Annotated in this window: 13 protein-coding genes; 5 read left to right on the top strand and 8 right to left on the bottom strand. The window is 65.4% G+C overall.

What is annotated here, in order from left to right:
• Positions 1 to 133 precede the first annotated feature (133 nt).
• Positions 134 to 1,132, top strand: a complete 999-nt coding sequence (locus tag EA187_RS08175) for a hypothetical protein (RefSeq protein WP_127779934.1) — start codon at positions 134 to 136, stop codon at positions 1,130 to 1,132.
• A gap of 97 nt (positions 1,133 to 1,229) precedes the next feature.
• Here the strand turns inward: EA187_RS08175 and EA187_RS08180 are convergent, their stop codons facing one another.
• The 5 genes from EA187_RS08180 to EA187_RS08200 all read right to left on the bottom strand — a co-directional run bounded on the left by EA187_RS08180 (position 1,230) and on the right by EA187_RS08200 (position 7,724).
• Positions 1,230 to 1,802, bottom strand: a complete 573-nt coding sequence (locus EA187_RS08180; RefSeq protein WP_115606217.1) for a hypothetical protein — start codon at positions 1,800 to 1,802, stop codon at positions 1,230 to 1,232.
• A 122-nt stretch (positions 1,803 to 1,924) separates the two neighbouring features.
• The gene (locus EA187_RS08185; protein ID WP_115606215.1) at positions 1,925 to 3,754 is read right to left on the bottom strand and encodes an ABC transporter ATP-binding protein; all 1,830 of its coding nucleotides are present in this window, start codon (positions 3,752 to 3,754) and stop codon (positions 1,925 to 1,927) included.
• 61 nt (positions 3,755 to 3,815) lie between these two features.
• Positions 3,816 to 4,802 carry a homoserine kinase gene (locus tag EA187_RS08190; RefSeq protein WP_127779935.1) on the bottom strand — a complete coding sequence of 329 codons (987 nt, stop codon included), beginning with the start codon at positions 4,800 to 4,802 and terminating at the stop codon, positions 3,816 to 3,818.
• 117 nt (positions 4,803 to 4,919) lie between these two features.
• On the bottom strand, positions 4,920 to 6,494 hold the full coding sequence (locus EA187_RS08195) for a hypothetical protein (protein ID WP_127779936.1): 1,575 nt from the start codon (positions 6,492 to 6,494) through the stop codon (positions 4,920 to 4,922).
• A gap of 6 nt (positions 6,495 to 6,500) precedes the next feature.
• Positions 6,501 to 7,724, bottom strand: coding sequence for a hypothetical protein (locus EA187_RS08200; protein WP_127779937.1), 1,224 nt, complete (start codon positions 7,722 to 7,724; stop codon positions 6,501 to 6,503).
• Positions 7,725 to 8,129: 405 nt separating this feature from the next.
• Between EA187_RS08200 and EA187_RS08205 the strand changes: the two genes are divergently transcribed.
• From EA187_RS08205 to EA187_RS08215, 3 genes are all read left to right on the top strand, one after another.
• Positions 8,130 to 9,572: a hypothetical protein gene (locus EA187_RS08205; RefSeq protein ID WP_127779938.1), complete on the top strand. Its 1,443-nt coding sequence runs from the start codon at positions 8,130 to 8,132 to the stop codon at positions 9,570 to 9,572.
• Between the two features lie 419 nt (positions 9,573 to 9,991).
• Positions 9,992 to 10,468, top strand: coding sequence for a peptide-methionine (R)-S-oxide reductase MsrB (msrB, locus tag EA187_RS08210; RefSeq protein WP_347343336.1), 477 nt, complete (start codon positions 9,992 to 9,994; stop codon positions 10,466 to 10,468).
• 158 nt (positions 10,469 to 10,626) lie between these two features.
• Entirely contained in the window at positions 10,627 to 12,366 is a 1,740-nt protein-coding gene (locus tag EA187_RS08215) for a carboxypeptidase-like regulatory domain-containing protein (RefSeq protein WP_127779939.1), read from the top strand.
• A gap of 133 nt (positions 12,367 to 12,499) precedes the next feature.
• Here the strand turns inward: EA187_RS08215 and EA187_RS08220 are convergent, their stop codons facing one another.
• From EA187_RS08220 to EA187_RS08230, 3 genes are all read right to left on the bottom strand, one after another.
• Entirely contained in the window at positions 12,500 to 13,477 is a 978-nt protein-coding gene (locus tag EA187_RS08220; RefSeq protein ID WP_127779940.1) for a hypothetical protein, read from the bottom strand.
• A 145-nt stretch (positions 13,478 to 13,622) separates the two neighbouring features.
• Positions 13,623 to 14,561, bottom strand: coding sequence for an EamA family transporter (locus EA187_RS08225; protein WP_115606200.1), 939 nt, complete (start codon positions 14,559 to 14,561; stop codon positions 13,623 to 13,625).
• A 151-nt stretch (positions 14,562 to 14,712) separates the two neighbouring features.
• Positions 14,713 to 15,180, bottom strand: coding sequence for a regulatory protein RecX (locus EA187_RS08230; RefSeq protein ID WP_127779941.1), 468 nt, complete (start codon positions 15,178 to 15,180; stop codon positions 14,713 to 14,715).
• A gap of 324 nt (positions 15,181 to 15,504) precedes the next feature.
• Here EA187_RS08230 and EA187_RS08235 point away from each other — a divergent pair, with 324 nt between their 5' ends.
• Positions 15,505 to 15,765, top strand: coding sequence for a hypothetical protein (locus tag EA187_RS08235; protein WP_115606196.1), 261 nt, complete (start codon positions 15,505 to 15,507; stop codon positions 15,763 to 15,765).
• Position 15,766: the final 1 nt, after the last annotated feature.

Genomic DNA, 15,766 nt, shown 5'->3' on the forward strand with positions numbered 1-15,766 from the left:
CCGCCGCTTGCGTTTATCTGGCAGGCGAATTTGACAATGGATGCATCTCCGTCGAGGGTTAAAGATCTGTAACGCAAGCGTTTAGCGGCGACGTGGGAGCCGCAACGAGGACTGAGAGATGCGGAGCCGAACGGTGAAGATTCAAGCGTGTGTGGTGATGGGGGTGTTGTGGATGGTGGGCTGTGCGGAGAGCGTCGAGCAGCTCGACCCCTGCGCCGGCAATGCGTTTTCGGCAGAATGCAGTGATGAGCCGATTCGCCAGGGCGATGGGCCGGGCTTCGATAGCGGTGAAGAAGATGCCGGCGCGCAGGATACGGGCAGCGATGCACCGGACGCCGGAAGCGATCCCGATCCTCTGCCCGACACCGGCTCAGACCCCGATGTGGGCACCGATACCGGAACGGATCCCGATGTGGGCACTGGCCCCGACACCGGAACGGATCCCGATGTGGGCACCGGCCCCGATGTGGGCACCGACACCGGCCCCGATGTGGGCACCGACACCGGAACGGATCCCGACACCGGCACCGATGTGGGCACCGACACCGGCACGGACACCGACACCGGCACAGACCCCGACACCGGCAGCGATCCGGACACCGGCACCGGCCCGGATACAGGCATCGATCCCGATCTTCCGATAGAGCTGGAGGTGACGCTCGACTGGACCTACAGCGGCCTTTCGGCCTTGCCGGATCTGGATCTGATCTACTGTCAGCAGTCGGCGGGAAGCTTCGATAGTTCAAGCTGCGTGAACTACCAGAACGACTGGACGACCTGGGGAAGCTCGGAGCTCTCGCTCTACGATGCGCGTGAGCCCTATGTGGATGAGATCCTCATACATAGCAACCCCGAAGCCGGGCGATATCATGTGGGCGTCTATGCGGGCATTTTTGACGACGCCTGGTTTGATGTTCCGGCGTATCTGACGATTCGAGCCGACGGGGTGGTGGTGTTCAGCGACCAGCTCACCTTTGATACCTACGATGAGGGAGGCCTGTGGTACGGGGCGATCATCGATCTACCGCTGACCTCGAGCGGCGGCGGGGTGTTTGCAGGACCGCCCTGCTACGGCGGAGGATGCTGGTCCTACGGGGTCTACCCCTCGCGGGCCGTGAGTCTTGAGCCCTGAGCAGTCGCTGGCCGCCGCCCTTCTCTGGTTGCCCCTCTCTGGCCGATCCGGCGTGAGAAGGTCGGTCGGGAAGAGTTCGTTACCGCTCGGGTAAGGATCAGCGCACGTGACGACGACCGAGCAGGCCGGCGGCGTGCAGGACCATAAAGCCTAAAAGCACCACCGAGATCGCCCAGGGGCTCCCCTGGGCGCCTTCGCTCTGGCAGCCGGCGACGCGTGCGTCAGGGGCATCGCCAGCGTCGGGGGCGCCGGCGTCGGCAAGCCTTCCGCCGAGCACCTCGCTGAGGGAGAAGCGGTCGGTATCATCGTCTGCGGCGTCTCCGGCGTCGGTGCTGCGATCGGGTCTCGGCTGGCCGGGGACATGGGGTTGGGTGCGCTGACCGGGCATCGCGGCATCCGCGGCGTCAGCGGTATCGGTGCCGTAAGGTGCGGGAGTATCACCGGCGTCGGTGGGAGCATCCGGCCTGGGAGGAGCAGGCCGGGTGGAGCCGGGCGGCAACGCGTTTGGAGGGGCGGTACCCGGCTGAGGGGTTTGCTGAGGGGTTTGCTGGGCGATGGGGCCGGTATCGGGGAGAGCTGGCTCGGGGGGAGTGGCCTGAACCGGCGATGTGCAGAGAAGGGTGACGAGGGCGATGAGGATGGCGCGCGCGCGCAGGTGAGAGCATGCCATGACGGGTTCCCCCCGGGAGAGTTATGACGCTATGAGCTCATGTTGATATCTCATCGCCCAATACATCGGGCGACTCTCTGAAGATAAACACGGCGGCGAGGGGCGTCTTACTCTGTCGCAGCCTACTCAACCACGTCGGGGGAGAGCTGATGGGTGGTGCCGGTCTGGATATTCCAGAGCGCGGCGTAGTCACCGCCGAGTGCCACGAGCTCATCGTGGGAGCCCTGCTCGATGATGCGGCCCTGATCCATGACGATGATATGGTCGGCCGCGCGCACCGTGGAGAGGCGGTGGGCGATGATGATCATGGTGCGATCTTGCGCCAGGCTGTTCATCGAGCGCTGGATGGCGGCTTCGGTGGCGTTGTCGACGGCACTTGTGGCCTCATCGAGGATGAGTACGCGGGGGTCACGCAGCACGGCGCGGGCAATCGAGATGCGTTGTTTCTGGCCGCCGGAGAGGGTTTCGCCGCGTTCGCCCACGATGGTGTCGTAGCCGCGGGGAAGCGCCGCGATGAAGGGGTGGGCTTCGGCCTGGCGGCTGGCGCGTTCGATGGCCTCGTCGTCGGCGTCAAAAGAGCCGTAGGCGATGTTCTCGCGCACGGTGCCATGAAAGAGGAAGGTCTGCTGGCTGACCAGGCCGATGGCGCGGCGCAGATCGTCGGTGCGCAGCGCATCAAGGGGGGTGCCATCGATGCGCACGGTGCCCTTTTCGGGCTCAAAGAAGCGCATCAGGAGGTTGATCAGGGTGGATTTCCCGGCGCCGGTGGCCCCGACCACGCCCAGGGTGGTGCCGGCGGGGATGCGCAGGTTGAAGTTTTGGAGGATGGGCTCGCGATCGGGGTAGGCGAACGCGACGTCTTCGAAGACGAGCTCTCCGCGGGCGCCCTCTTTTTCAAAAGGGGTCTGACCGCTGATGATCGAGATGGGCGTGGCCAACAGGTTGAGGACGCGGCGAGTGGAGGCCATGGCGCGCTGGTAGAGATCGAAGGTTTTGCCCAGACGGGTCAGGGGCCAGAGCAGACGCTGCGTGAGGAAAACAAGCACCGAGTAGACGCCCACGGCCAGGGTGCCCTCAATGGCGAGCATCCCGCCGTAGAGGAGCGTGGCGGTAAAGCCCAGCACAATCGCCATGCGGATCAGCGGACTGAACGCGGCGCTCAAGCTGATGGCAGCGCGGTTGGCCTGGCGGTAGTCGTCGCTCTCTTGAGCGATGCGACGTGTCTCGTAGTCTTCGGTGGCAAAGGCCTTGATGGTGGCGATGCCGGAGAGGTTGTTGGCGAGCTGGCCATTGAGGCTTGCGACCTGCTCGCGCACCTTCGCATAGCGCGGCGCCAGCATGCGTTGGAACTTAAAGGATCCCCAGATGATGAGGGGGACCGGCAGCATGGCCATCCAGGCGACCTGGGGAGCCAGAATAAAGAAGGTCGTGACGATGACAATCGCAGTGGTGGCGACCTGCAGGATGTCGTCGGCACCGGTATCTAAAAAGCGCTCAAGCTGATTAATGTCATCATTGAGGATCGCCATCAGCTCGCCGGTGGACTGCTCGTGAAAATAGGCCATCTCCAGGCTCTGGATATGGTTGTAGGCGTCCTGACGAAGATCGTGCTCGATGGTCTGAGCGAGGTTACGCCAGAGCCATTCCTGGAGGTATTGAAAGGCGCTCTCCAGGCCCCAGACCAGCACGGTGAGCACCGAGAGGGCGATGAGCTGGTGGGTGACATCGACGATGCCCAACGAGGCGACCAGCGAGTCTTCCTGCTCGACGACCACGTCGATGGCCGCGCCGATGAGCGCGGGCGGGGCCAGGTCGAAGATCTTGTTGAGCACCGACGAGGTGGCCGCCGCCCAGACGCGTTTTCGGTGGGGTTTGGCGTAATGGAGCAGGCGCTTAAAGGGATGTTCGGAGGGAGGAGAGAGGCGTCGGGCATCCACGTCGGCGGGACTCATAGGTTCTCTCGGGTGCAGCACAGGGGCGAAGCGGGGAAAGCGTACGGGGTCAACTCACCCTTCAGAGGATGGGACCGCGCTCGATGATATGCGCGCCCAGGCCGTTGACCGGGGAGTGGAAGGCCCGGGCGTTGACGCCGGCGTCCTCAAAGGCCTGGAGCATGGCTCCGGCGATCGAGGCTTTGCGGGCGCGGAAGTCGTGCAACGCAAAGAGGGTCGGTCCGGCCCCGGAGATGGAGACGCCCAGGGCGCCGGCATCGAGCGCGGCCTGCTTGACCCCGGCAAAGCCCGGGATGGTGGGGGCGCGCTGGGGCTCGACGACGAGATCATGGAGCGAGCGCGTGATCAGCTCGCGGTCGTCGCGGAAGCAGCCGGTGATAAAGCCCGCCAGGTTGGCGGACTGGGCGACGTGAGCTTTGAGCGGGAGCATCTCATTGAGCTGGGCGCGGGAGAGACGCACATCGACGGCATGCTCGGGCACGACGACCACCGCGCCAAAATCGTGGGGAACGGGGATGCGCACGACATCGAAGGGGTCCATCGAGCGCACGAGGATCAACCCGCCGAGCATCGCCGGAGCCACGTTGTCGCCGTGGGGCTGGCCGGCGGCCAGGGTTTCGCCCAGGAGCGCGTATTTAAAACGCTCGGGAAGGGAGAGCGGGACATCGAGCACGGCGCTGGCGGCCACCACGGCGGCCACCGCGCTGGATGCCGCGCCCCCCAGGCCGCGGGAGGTGGGCACGCCTTTAAAGACGCGGACCTCCAGGCCGAAGTCGAGTTTTTTGTCGATGGCCATCTGCACCAGGCCGGCGGTGGCGGTGTTGGCCTCCGGATCGTCGGGGAGCTCCTGGATGAGCGCGTCATCGCCGCTGATCTCCACAAGATGCACACCGGGGGTTTTGACGCGCTCAACGCGCACGCGGTCGGAGAGGCCGGTGGCACCATCGATCTCACTTAAGCTGAAGCCGAGGATGTCAAAGCCCACCGCGACGTTGGCGATGGTGGCCGGGGCGACGGCGGTGGCGTGCTGGAGGCGTTGGTCGAGCATGGACGATCCTTTTTGCAACCTGTGCAAAACAAAAAAGGTCAGGCCCCCCACGGGGGGGAGCAGGTACCACGTATCGACCCGAGGGTGATCATGGTGAGGGGTCAACGGTTGAACACGCTAAAAACGGTAGCGAATGCCCAGGTCGGAGCTGAAGGGCAGGTTGAGCAGATCCTCTTCGACGGGGCTGAGGTAGTAGCCCAGGGAGGTGTTGAGGGTAAGCCAGAGCGAACGGGTCAGACGCAGCGAGAGGCGCGGGTTGAGGTGGGCACCGAGCAGAGGAGCGCTCATCTCGTAGGTGCGGGTGCCGAGATCGCCGGGGCAGAGCAGGTCGGGGGCGGGAATGCAGCTTTTGTCGGTGAAGACGCGCACGTCTGAGAGGCTGGCGAGCTCGAAGCTCGCGGCGATGCCCAGCTCCAGGGGACCGAGCTCCCAGGCCAGGCGGCCGCCGAGCCAGGAGCGCAGCGTGGTGAAGTTGTCGCGCAAGAGCCCGTTGTAGTCGCGCAGGGAGTTGAGGAGCTGGAGGCCGGCGACGAGCTGGAACTCACGGGTCAGCGCGTAGCTCACGCCTAAGCCCACGCCGACATTGCCAAAGGGGCTCTGCAGCGGGGGGGCGACGCTCAGAAAGGAGGCGTAGGCCATGCCCAGCTCCAGGCCCAGACGGCCCTGACCGCGGCTGGCCATAAGATCGTCGGGGTTAACCAGAGGCTCATCGTCGGGCAGGAGCACGCAGGCGGCCAGGCGGCTTGCCAGGCGGTTGGCGGCGTTTTGCAGAAGGGCCGGCTCCAGCCCCAGGAGGCTGAGCGTCTCCGGCGGCAAAAAGCTCTCGGCGCGGGCATCGTAGAGAAAGGCGATGACGGTAAACCCCTGCTGAGGCGATGCAGCGCTCTGGGAGGTGCGCTCGGCGATCGTCTCGTCGCCGGGGGTGGGGAGCGCGAAGGTGTAGAGGAGGTAGTCGGCGCTAAGGAGCTCGGCGCTGCGCGCGGCCTCCTCGATGGAGGGACCCTCGCTGGAGAGTTCGCGAAAGAGGGTATCGCGGGCGCTGCGATAGTACTGGACGATGAAGTCGGGGTAGTAGCCCGGGAGGATACGCCGGGTGGGGTCGAGCAGGATCATCTCCTGCATCAGCTCCAGGGGGCGCACCACGTTGGTGCCCTCTTCCAGATAACTCAGCGCCAGAAAGAGCAGGGTGTGGGCGATCTCTTCAGGGGCGATGCGATCGTGGTCGATGGCGCGGTAGTTCTGCAGCGCGCGCTCCAGGTGCGCGATAGCGTCGTCAGCCTGAAGGCGTTTAAACGCCTCTTCGCCCATCTCGGCCCACTGGCGGGCCAGCGCCAGGGTACCCTCGTAGAGGGGCTCGGAGGTGATCGAGGTCGAAAGGACGTCGGAGGCGACGAGCTCAAAGTCGTCTGTGGGCAGAAAGAAGCGTCGGGCACCGCGCTCCAGGCTCTCGTGGAGCTCCCTGGCGAGCGCTTCGTCGAGCTCATCGAGCTGGCCTAAGGCGGCAAAGGCACGGGCATCGGGGGCGATGGCCAGGCGGGGAGCAAGCTCCGCTTCGGGCTCCGGCGCGCTCTGGGCGGCGGCCTCCGAGCAAAGACAGGCAACACTCAAGCAGAAGGCCCACGACGCCAGCGCCCGGGCCACCGCAGGCGTTCGCCGCGACCGGGATGTAGGGGTCGTGGTCGACGGGGGCATCGCGACTCAGTTGTAGGGGAAAAGCCGGGGAAGCAGGACCTCTCGGGCCTGCAGGAAGTCGGTGGTGAACACAAGATCGACGGCGTTGGACACGATCCCCGGCCGGGGCCTGGGGGGGAGTCTGAGGGCGACGACCTCATCGTTATAGAAGAAGACCTGCGCGATGTAAAAGTGTTGGTTGGGGTTGGCCTCATCGAGGCCTTCAATGCGCGCGCGCAGGTTGGCGTCGAGCTGGTTGAGCGAGCCTTCGACAAAAAAGATGGCCTGTCCCCAGCCATTGGTCTCAATGCCCTCGGGGGCGTCTTCGATCACGCCGTTTTGCAGGCTGGTGGCGATGAGCGGTTCTTCGTTGATGTTCCAGGCGAAGCGATCCTCACTCTCGGAGTCGTCGATGACCACGGGGTGGGCCAGGCCGAAGCGGGTGGTGCCGCTTCGCGCAAGGATGCGATCGGGGGGCGGGGGGACGCTCAAGCGCAGGTCGCCGGCGATCGCATTGTCGCCGGGGCGGAACTGAGCACCGGGGAGCAGGCGCACCGAGGGTTCGGTGCGGTTGATGGCGACCAGGACGATGGCACCGCCCGTGTTGACGGCCTCCACCCCGACCCAGAGCAGACTGAAGACGGGATGGCGCAGGGTGTAGGTCTCGGGCGGAAAGGCGTTGGCGGCGCCGGCATCGAAGCGCGCGCGCAGGATCAGATCGTCGATGGTCTGGCAGGCGGCGTTGGGCAAGGGGGAGGAGGCCTCCATTAAGAGTGGAGAGGGGGAGGTCTCGTCATCGCGCTGGACCAGGAGTTGGAGGCGGTCCTGATCGTCGAAACGGCCGCTTAAACTTAAGCCCGGATGGCGCGCGGTGGGGAGCAGCCGCAGATCGAAGGCGCGCTCCGCCTCATCGAAAGGTGCGGGCTGAGTCCAGGCACAGCGGGATTGGTTATCGGGAGCGTAGGCATCTTCGCGGGCGCTGGCGCTGGCGAGCTCGTAAAAACGCACGATCGCGCGCACGTCGTCCCCGAAGCGGAAGAGATCGACGGCCAGGGCCTCATCGTCGAGCTCCGTGATGAGCGTCTGGCGGTAATGACCGCTCAAATCATCTTCGAAGGTGGGGCAGGCGCTCAGCATCAACGCAGCGACGCCGAGCATCAGTGCGGCGATACGCCGAATCAGCCCGGAGCGACGAAGAGGCGGAACGCTCGACGCGTGTCGGTCAGGTTTTAAGACGAGGGCAGCGCACATGGTACAGCCTCAACGCAACGAAAGGATCCGCGAGATGGGGACCCTTCGCGCAGTATAGGCCACAGGGGCCCGAAGACCAAAGGGTGTAGGTGCGGGTGCGCGCCACGCGGTGATTCGGGGCTTCGGGGGCGGTGGGGGCGCGCTCCGGGGGTGGAGCAGCGCTTGACCAGATCGAGAAGGATGGCCCCGGGCACGCGGGGTGGCCTGGTGAAGAGTTTGGGCACTTGAAAAGAGGGGGCGGAGTCGATTAAGAGCGCTTGCGGAGGGTGTCGGCAAAGATCTTGCAGCCTGACCTTGCACGCCCGCTCCGGTCCGGGCCCGATCTGGCGAGCATTCGCGCTCAACGCCGAGATCTTGTAGGCAGCCGCCCGGTGCACTACGCTTCAACGCGTGGAGATCCCCCTGATGACGAACGCAATGACTTCTTTTAAGAACTGGCTTGGACGCACAGCGCTTGCGGGGGCGCTCTCATTGGGTGCACTCAGCCTGGGTGCCGCCGGCTGCGGCAGCTATGAAGACTCCGGCATCGGCTCCGAAGACGACCCGAGATTTGACGCCGGCAACGAGCCCAACCCGGGCGAACCGGTGCCCTCGCTGGGCGAGGCCGAGCAGGCGCTGATCGCCCACGATGTGGCCGCAGCCCGGGCGATGTACCAGGAGCGCCTGGAGCTCAACCCGGCCGATGGGGATGCCGCCGCCGGGCGCGCGATCTGCGATCTTTTGCTGGTCCCCGGTATGGTGGAGGTTGGACGCCTGCTCACCGAGTCGCTCGGAGCCGCGGAGCCGCTTAACGCCGCCGATGTCATCTACGGCAACGAGGGGCTTTTGTACTGGGCCAGCCGTGGGGCACGCTGGGCCGATGATGGTCAATACCAGGGAATCCGCAGCCTGCTGGCGCCCGAGCTTCCCTGGGAGCTGGAGGAGCTGACGTCGATCACCCGTTTTGTCGAAGGGCTCGACGAGCCGGGCGACACCCTGGCGCGTCACCTTGTCAGCATCGCCAACGCGCTCGGCGGGCTGGACGCGCAGTTGCAGGTGGCCATCGACGATCCGGATTTTGTGCGTTTTTATGTGCCCGGGGAGGTCTTTCACGATCCCTCCCTGAGCCTGACGCTGGGACGCGCCGAGCTGGCCACGATTCAGGCCGCGTTGCAGGTGGTTCGCGCGGCGCTTTACGCGCTCTCGGCTTACGAGCATCGCTGGACGCTGGAGGGCGCCTTTGGGGCCTGGCGCCAGGACGTCAACCTGGACGACGAGCGCTACGTGGCCGGCTACACCCCGACCGACTACACGGTGAGCTACCTGGACGCGCGGCTCTTTCGGCGAGTGGCGCAGCCTGACAGGTTGCAGGCCTCGCGCACCTCGCTCCGAGAGGCCCTCTCCCGGGCTCGCGACGCTCTGCGCATGGGCCTGACCAGCGAGGTGCAGACCACGCTGCGCTGGGAGCAGCCCACCGTGGAGAATATCCAGCGCATCGACGAGCTCTTCAGCGCGCTGACCGGCGCGCTCTATGAGCCGACCGCCCTGCCCTACAGCGACCCGGCAGTGGTGCTCAACCTCTCACCCTTCTTTGAAGGCGGGCGCACCCTGCCCCCCGAGATGTCCTGGATGGTACGCACCGAGGACCCCACTCGCCTCGATGAGGGACAGGCCATCGGTGAGGGCTTCCTCTGGGAGAGTAACCCCGAGGCGCTCGACGTGGTGCTTCGCCAGGGTGTGGTCGAGGGGGTGCGCGCCCAGGAGAACGTCAACGTGGATCTTGGCGAGGGCGGCCTCGGCGGCTTTATCGAAGCGCTGGCCGGCGCGTACGTCGAGGCGGTGCAGGACGTCTACTTCACCACCCGCTGATCCTTTCCATTTCCTGCCTTCGCAGACGACAGGACACGCTTTAAACGGGCGTCGTCCTAAAGCGCTGCCCATCGGCGCTGCGCGCCGCCGGTCGCCTTGCGCTCGCGCGGGATTCACACGATGTGGCAATACCCCGGCGCACTCCTGTGTTAGCATGGGTGCGTACGCTGGTTGAACTTTGCCCCAGGATCGCTGTGACGTCTCGAACCGACCGGACTTCCCTCTTTCGCCTCCGAAAACGCCCGATGCTCGTGGGGGCGACAAGCCTGATCGCTCTTGGACTTCTGAGCGGCTCCAGCTGCAGCGCCAACTCCTCGACCGAAACGCAGCTGCGGCAGCGCTATGTGGTCGCTCAGGCACAGGGCGCGCAGGTGGCCGAGGATTCGTCGTTTGAGCGCCCCACGCTCGACGAGATCCCGCTGCGGGAGGCCGAGCCTCAGGTGCAACTCAGCGAAGAGGAATGGCGAGCGCGGCTGACCCCGGCCCAGTACCAGGTGCTGCGCGAGGAGGGCACCGAGCGGGCCGGAAGCGGCGAGCTTTTGCACGTGAAAGAAGACGGAACCTTTGTATGCGCGGCATGTGGCCAGGAGCTCTTCTCCTCGGATCATAAATACGACTCGCGCACGGGCTGGCCGAGCTTCTACGCGCCCATCTCGGAGGAGGCCGTGGGCACGAAGATGGACACCAGCCACGGAATGCGCCGCGTGGAGGTGCATTGCAGCCGCTGCGGCGGGCATCTGGGCCATATCTTCCCGGACGGGCCGGCCCCCACCGGGCTGCGCTACTGCGTCAACTCGGCATCGATGGGCTTTACGCCGGCTGATGAGGCGCCGGCTGATGAGACGCCGGCTGATGAGGCGCCGGCGGGAGCGAACTCAGATGGGACGGCGCCCTGATCGGCAGACGCCATGGCGCGGGGGGCAGGACTCATCGTACGCCAACCTCGTAATTTTACAGCTGAATTGACATTCTCCACCCTGTTCTCCAAGGTGATAGCGTCCGGGCGCTTCCCTCGCGCCTGCCGAAATTCCCTAACACGACGGTGGAGTACATCATGTTTCATCACGCGACTTCTGGTCTGCGCGCCCTGAGTGCGGGCGTCTTCGCCCTGGGCCTTGTCGCCTGTGGATCCGACGCCGAAGTCAACGATCCTCAAGCCACAGAAGGTGCCATCGTGGGGATGGTCTCCTTAAGCGACGGCGAAGCCCCGGAGGGCGTGCTTGTGGAGACAGGTGCCCACTCGGCAACCACCGCCGACGACGGCACCTTCCGCTTTGAAGACATCAGCGCCGGCGCCGTCCTGGTCAGCGCCAGCCTGGAGGGCTACCGCCCCGCCGAGGCGTTCATTACCGTGATCGCCGGCCAGGATAACGCCGTGCGCCTGGTGCTGGAGCCTCGCTCCGCCGGCCCGCAGATCCTGCGCCTGAGCGCCGACATCAACGCGCTTGCCCCGGGGGAGCAGACCGCTGTGCGTGTGGAGGCTATCGCCCCGGAAGGGGGCTCGCTCGACGTGAGCTGGAGCGCCACCGGCGGCTTTGAGGTAGAAGCCGACAGCGACGATCCCTTCTCGGCCACCCTCACCGCCCCCGACGAGGCCGACGCCGCTGGCGAGGTCACCGTCACCGTCACCGACAGCGACGATCGTCAGGCCGAAGAGAGCGTGAGCGTGAGCACCGTGGGCAACGCCGCCCCGCAGATCGCCTCGATCAGCGCCGATGCCCCGGTGGTGGCGCGCGCCGGCCAGATCAGCTTAAGCGTTGTGGCCAACGACGCCGACGGTGATGCACTCACCTACGCCTGGAGCGCCCCCGAAGGTTGGGAGCTCGACGCCACCGACCAGGCCACCGTGGTGGCCACCGCCCCCGACGCTCCGGGCGACGTCGGAAGCTTCTCGGTCCTCGTCAGCGACGCGCAGGGCGCCCAGGCCAGCGCCCAGCTCAGCGTGAGCACCGCCCAGAACCAGGCCCCGCGCATTCGCTCGGCTACCGCCCTTCCCGCCGAGGTCCTCCCCGGCGCCGAGATCGATCTTCAGGCCGAGGCCATCGACCCCGAAGGCGACGCGCTGCTCTACGAATGGCTCGTGCCCGAAGGCTGGGAAGTCTCCAGCGTGGTCGGCGCCCGGACCACCCTGACCGCCCCCGACACCTACGGCACCTCGGGCCGCATCACGCTCATCGTCAGCGATGATTTTGGCGCCACCGACCAGACCGAACTTGTGGTCAGCACCCTGACCAACCAGGGCCCCTCCATCTCCAGCCTCATCACCACCCGTCCGATCGCAACCCCCGGCGAGCTGGTGTTTCTGGAGGCCATCGCCTCCCACCCCTACGAAGATGCGTTGACTTACAGCTGGGAGGCCACCGGCGGCTTCAGCGTCATCACCGACAACCGCCCCGTCAGCGCGCCCGCGCTGCGCGCTCCCGACCAGGAGAACGCGGTCGGCACGGTGCGCCTCACCGTCAGCGACTCGGCCGGCGTCACCGCGCAAGCCGCCCTTGTGGTGCAGACCCGCTCCTATGCTGCACCCATCATCAACAGCATCACCGCCATCTCTCCTGCGGACTTCGGAGACTCCGCGCTGGTCTCCGTCTCCGCCCGCGATCCTGAAGACGGTGATTTGAGCTACGCGTGGACCTCCACCAACGGCAACATCGTGATTCTCACCCCCTCCTCTCGCACCACCGAGATCCTCGGCGGCCTGCCTGACGAGGTGGTCGTGCTCTCGGTGGAAGTCACCAACTCCGCGGGCAAGACCACCCGCGGTGAGACGCGCGTGCGTTTCCCGGGGATCTGATCATGGTCAGCGCTCCCCTCGTGGTCGTCTGACCGAACAGACGCCATCGAAAAAGCCCGCAGCGCATCGAATGCGCTGCGGGCTTTTTTGCATCTACCCCTGACTATGCCGTGCCTGAACGTAGGGCCGACCCTCAACGCGCCGGCGAGCTCGCCGCACCGTTGAACACAATATCACCGAAGTCGTGCAGCTCATCGGCCGTACCGGTAGTCGAGTTGATGCGCAGCAACTTCCCGTCGCCCGTGGTGCCAAACAAGATCCCCCAGGCCGCCGTCAGACCGTAGATATCGGCATGGCCGGTGCGCCCGCGAAGACTTCCCTGGCCGGTATCGCCGTTGAGCCACACCAGCTCATCATCCGACTGAAAAAGTCCACGCGGGGCGCTGCTCATCCAGATGGTGTTGCCCTTATCGATGACGCAATCCCCGCTGGAGCTAAAGCCCCCGCCGGTCTCTCCGACCAGCGCCACCGCCCCGCTCTCCAGATCCACGGTGTAGAGCTCATCGTAGGACGTCAGATAGCCCTGCCCGCCGGTATCGATGCACAACCCGTTGGGGTTGGCCAGGCCGGAGAGCGGCGCCATCATCGCCCAGCTCTCCGAGCCCGCATCAAAGCGGTAGAGCCCCTCCGCCGTGATGCCAAAAAGTCGGCCGTCGGGATGGGTATCGATGTCGAAGAGGCCCTCGGGCACCGAGCGCACCTCTTCGATCGTCAGCCGGAAAGGATCGATCAGATAGAGCATCGAGGCCGAATGGGCGTAAAACTCACAGACCACATCGGACTCAAGGTTCATGTCCAGCGCGCAGGCGTCTTCAACCACGCCGACGTCGGGGAGGTTGCCGGTGTCGTTCCCACCCACGTCCGCATCCTCGCCGGCGTCAGAGACGTTACCAGCATCGTCGACGCCGGCATCGTCGACGCCCGCATCTCCCTCGCCCGACCCGCCGCGCATATCCTCCACACAACGCCCGCTCACCGGATTAAAGCGCTCTCCCGGATCGCAGCTCTGCGCCTCGACCTCATCGCTGCCGCAACCTCCCAGCGCGATGACCATCGCTCCCAACACACACAGCGCCCCCGACGCGCTCCAACCACCGCGAGGCAGGTGCATCTTCTCTCCCTTAGCTTCCTGACGTCCCATCAGTGTAACGATCTCTTCTCCTACATTTCAACATATGTTCACACACCGCCACACCGATGTCACGAAAGTCAACAAAGGACGGTCACTTAGCCCCCTCACCGCAACCACGAAACGATCACCCGGCCATCAAAATCATCGCCACACCCACACACATCACCGCCGCGCCCACCAGTCGACGGGTGATGTTGCGCTCGCCAAAGAAGAAGTACCCGGCAGCGATCGCCGCGCTCACTCCCACCGCGCGCTTGACCGTCTCGACGTAGGCCACATCGATAAAGGAGTACGCGCTCAGCTGAAACGCCATCGCCCCCACCGCAAAAAGACTTCCCAGCGCCAGCCAACGCGGCGCGGACTTAAACTCGGTGAGCAGCGGCCCAAAACTCCCGTCACGCACACGCCGACTCAACGTGAAGATCGTTCCCACCCCGCCGGCCAGCACCATCGTATGCCAGATAGGGCTGGTCATCTCGGCCGCGCCCTTGTCCAGGATCGGCGTGATGCTCCAGATCATCGCCACGACCAGCATGAAGGCGCTTCCCCGCTCGGTCCACAGGGCCTTCAACGGCGCCAGCGGTCCGTCCTCTTTATTGCCCGGGTTCATAAAGAACGCGCCCACACACACGATCGCGATCCCCGCCCACCCGTAGTTTGAGGGCACCTGCCCCAAAAAGATCAGTCCGGTGATTGCTGTAAACACCGGCGTAAACGCCAGATAGGGCGTCGTCAGACTCAGGGGAGAGATCTGCACCGCGCGCAAAAACAAAAAGTTCGCCGCCAGATTCAGCATCACCGACACCCCGGCCGGCAGCACATAGGCCAGGGGCACACGGGGGTAGCCCGCCAGCAACGATTCCCCCATCAGCCCCTGCACCTGGGTGAGGCTGCCCGTGAGCAGAATGGGGTTGATATAAACCAGCTGTAAGAGCATCAGGCCGGCGACCGCGCCGGTGGCGCTCATCGTCCCGCCCACCTTCTTGCGAGAGATATCCAACACCGCCCAGCAGCTCGCTGAGGCCAGCGCCAGCACAAACCCGAGGGGAATCACGCTCAACATCGTGGGGTCCTACGTCCATGGCAGAGGTCGCGACGACCTCCCTGACAACATCGGTGGCACGGCGCGCGCCACCATCAACGCTCGCCACCGCATCTTCGAGGCTGAAGACGCCGAGGGAGAACGCCCGGCATAGTCTGCGGCGCGCCTGTACTCAAGTATCAAAGAGCAAGCGCCGCACCACCCCGGGCGCATAGCCACGGTAGAGCATATGGCGAAAAGCGCGCCGTTGGGTGCGTTCGTCCAACGTCTCAGGTGCCCCAAACTTCCCGAACAGATACGCCGAGGCGCGCGCCCTGAAACTCTCTTCGGACTCCACCAGGTCGAGCACAGCGTCGATATGCACCGTATCCACCCCGCGCTGGCGCAGGCGATGAGCGATCTGCGAGGGCCCCCACCCCTTTCGCGCCAGCGCCTGCCCCTGGGTCTCGGCAAAACGCGCATCGTCGAGGTAGCCCCGTTCCACAAGCTCCGAGAGCACCTCCTCGACCAGCTCCGGCTCAAAGTCGTAGCGACCCAACTTCTGGCGAAGCTCCCCGCAGGCATGATCGCGCCGCGCCAGGAAGCGATACGCCGCCGCCTCCACATCGTCGCGGGTGTGCTCTTTCGGTTCGGATTTCAAGGACTTCGGGGGCTTAAAAAGGCTCGACTTTCGACGGGTTAAGACTTACTACGGCCAGAGGCGTCGTCGCGACGGGTGAAAGTACCCTTCAGCGAGGCGCTGGCGAGGCGCAAAGCGCAGGAGATGCTATCGCATCGCCGAGGCTTTGCAACGCCGCCCGCGATGCTCTCAGCGCCGCCCGAGGCTGGCTCGACGCTGAGCTCGGGACCTAAGCCCACAAGGGGGCAACTCGGGCACATGCCGCGCCCCGAAAACGGTGGCGTTGCGACGCCCCGACACAATCGTTATCCTGCGCCGCCGCTGGCCCCTTTAAAAAGGCAGATGATGTCGAAACTCCCCTCCCCAACATCGCCCGAAGACGATCGCAACGCGACCTCACCCCAGGTCGGTCGTGGCGCGCTTATCGGCGGACTCATCGTCATGCTGCTCCCCGCTGGTGTCCCCATCTACCTGGGCCTCCAACAACCCGAGGGCGAGGGCATGTTCCTCTTTGTGCTCGCCGCGATTGTGGCCCTGATCAACGCAGGCATCGTCTACACCCTCTGGCGCTGGCTCCGCGATCAGACCTCCGACTCCGCATCCTGAC

The organism is Lujinxingia sediminis, assembly GCF_004005565.1.
GTDB classification, from domain to species: domain Bacteria; phylum Myxococcota_A; class Bradymonadia; order Bradymonadales; family Bradymonadaceae; genus Lujinxingia; species Lujinxingia sediminis.

Coding starts and splice junctions, on each gene's coding strand:
- EA187_RS08215 (WP_127779939.1), top strand. CDS start 10,627: ATGTTTCATCACGCGACTTCTGGTCTGCGCGCCCTGAGTGCGGGCGTC.
- EA187_RS08235 (WP_115606196.1), top strand. CDS start 15,505: ATGTCGAAACTCCCCTCCCCAACATCGCCCGAAGACGATCGCAACGCG.
- EA187_RS08205 (WP_127779938.1), top strand. CDS start 8,130: ATGACGAACGCAATGACTTCTTTTAAGAACTGGCTTGGACGCACAGCG.
- EA187_RS08185 (WP_115606215.1), bottom strand. CDS start 3,754: ATGAGTCCCGCCGACGTGGATGCCCGACGCCTCTCTCCTCCCTCCGAA.
- EA187_RS08190 (WP_127779935.1), bottom strand. CDS start 4,802: ATGCTCGACCAACGCCTCCAGCACGCCACCGCCGTCGCCCCGGCCACC.
- EA187_RS08180 (WP_115606217.1), bottom strand. CDS start 1,802: ATGGCATGCTCTCACCTGCGCGCGCGCGCCATCCTCATCGCCCTCGTC.
- EA187_RS08195 (WP_127779936.1), bottom strand. CDS start 6,494: ATGCCCCCGTCGACCACGACCCCTACATCCCGGTCGCGGCGAACGCCT.
- EA187_RS08220 (WP_127779940.1), bottom strand. CDS start 13,477: ATGCACCTGCCTCGCGGTGGTTGGAGCGCGTCGGGGGCGCTGTGTGTG.
- EA187_RS08225 (WP_115606200.1), bottom strand. CDS start 14,561: ATGTTGAGCGTGATTCCCCTCGGGTTTGTGCTGGCGCTGGCCTCAGCG.
- EA187_RS08200 (WP_127779937.1), bottom strand. CDS start 7,724: ATGTGCGCTGCCCTCGTCTTAAAACCTGACCGACACGCGTCGAGCGTT.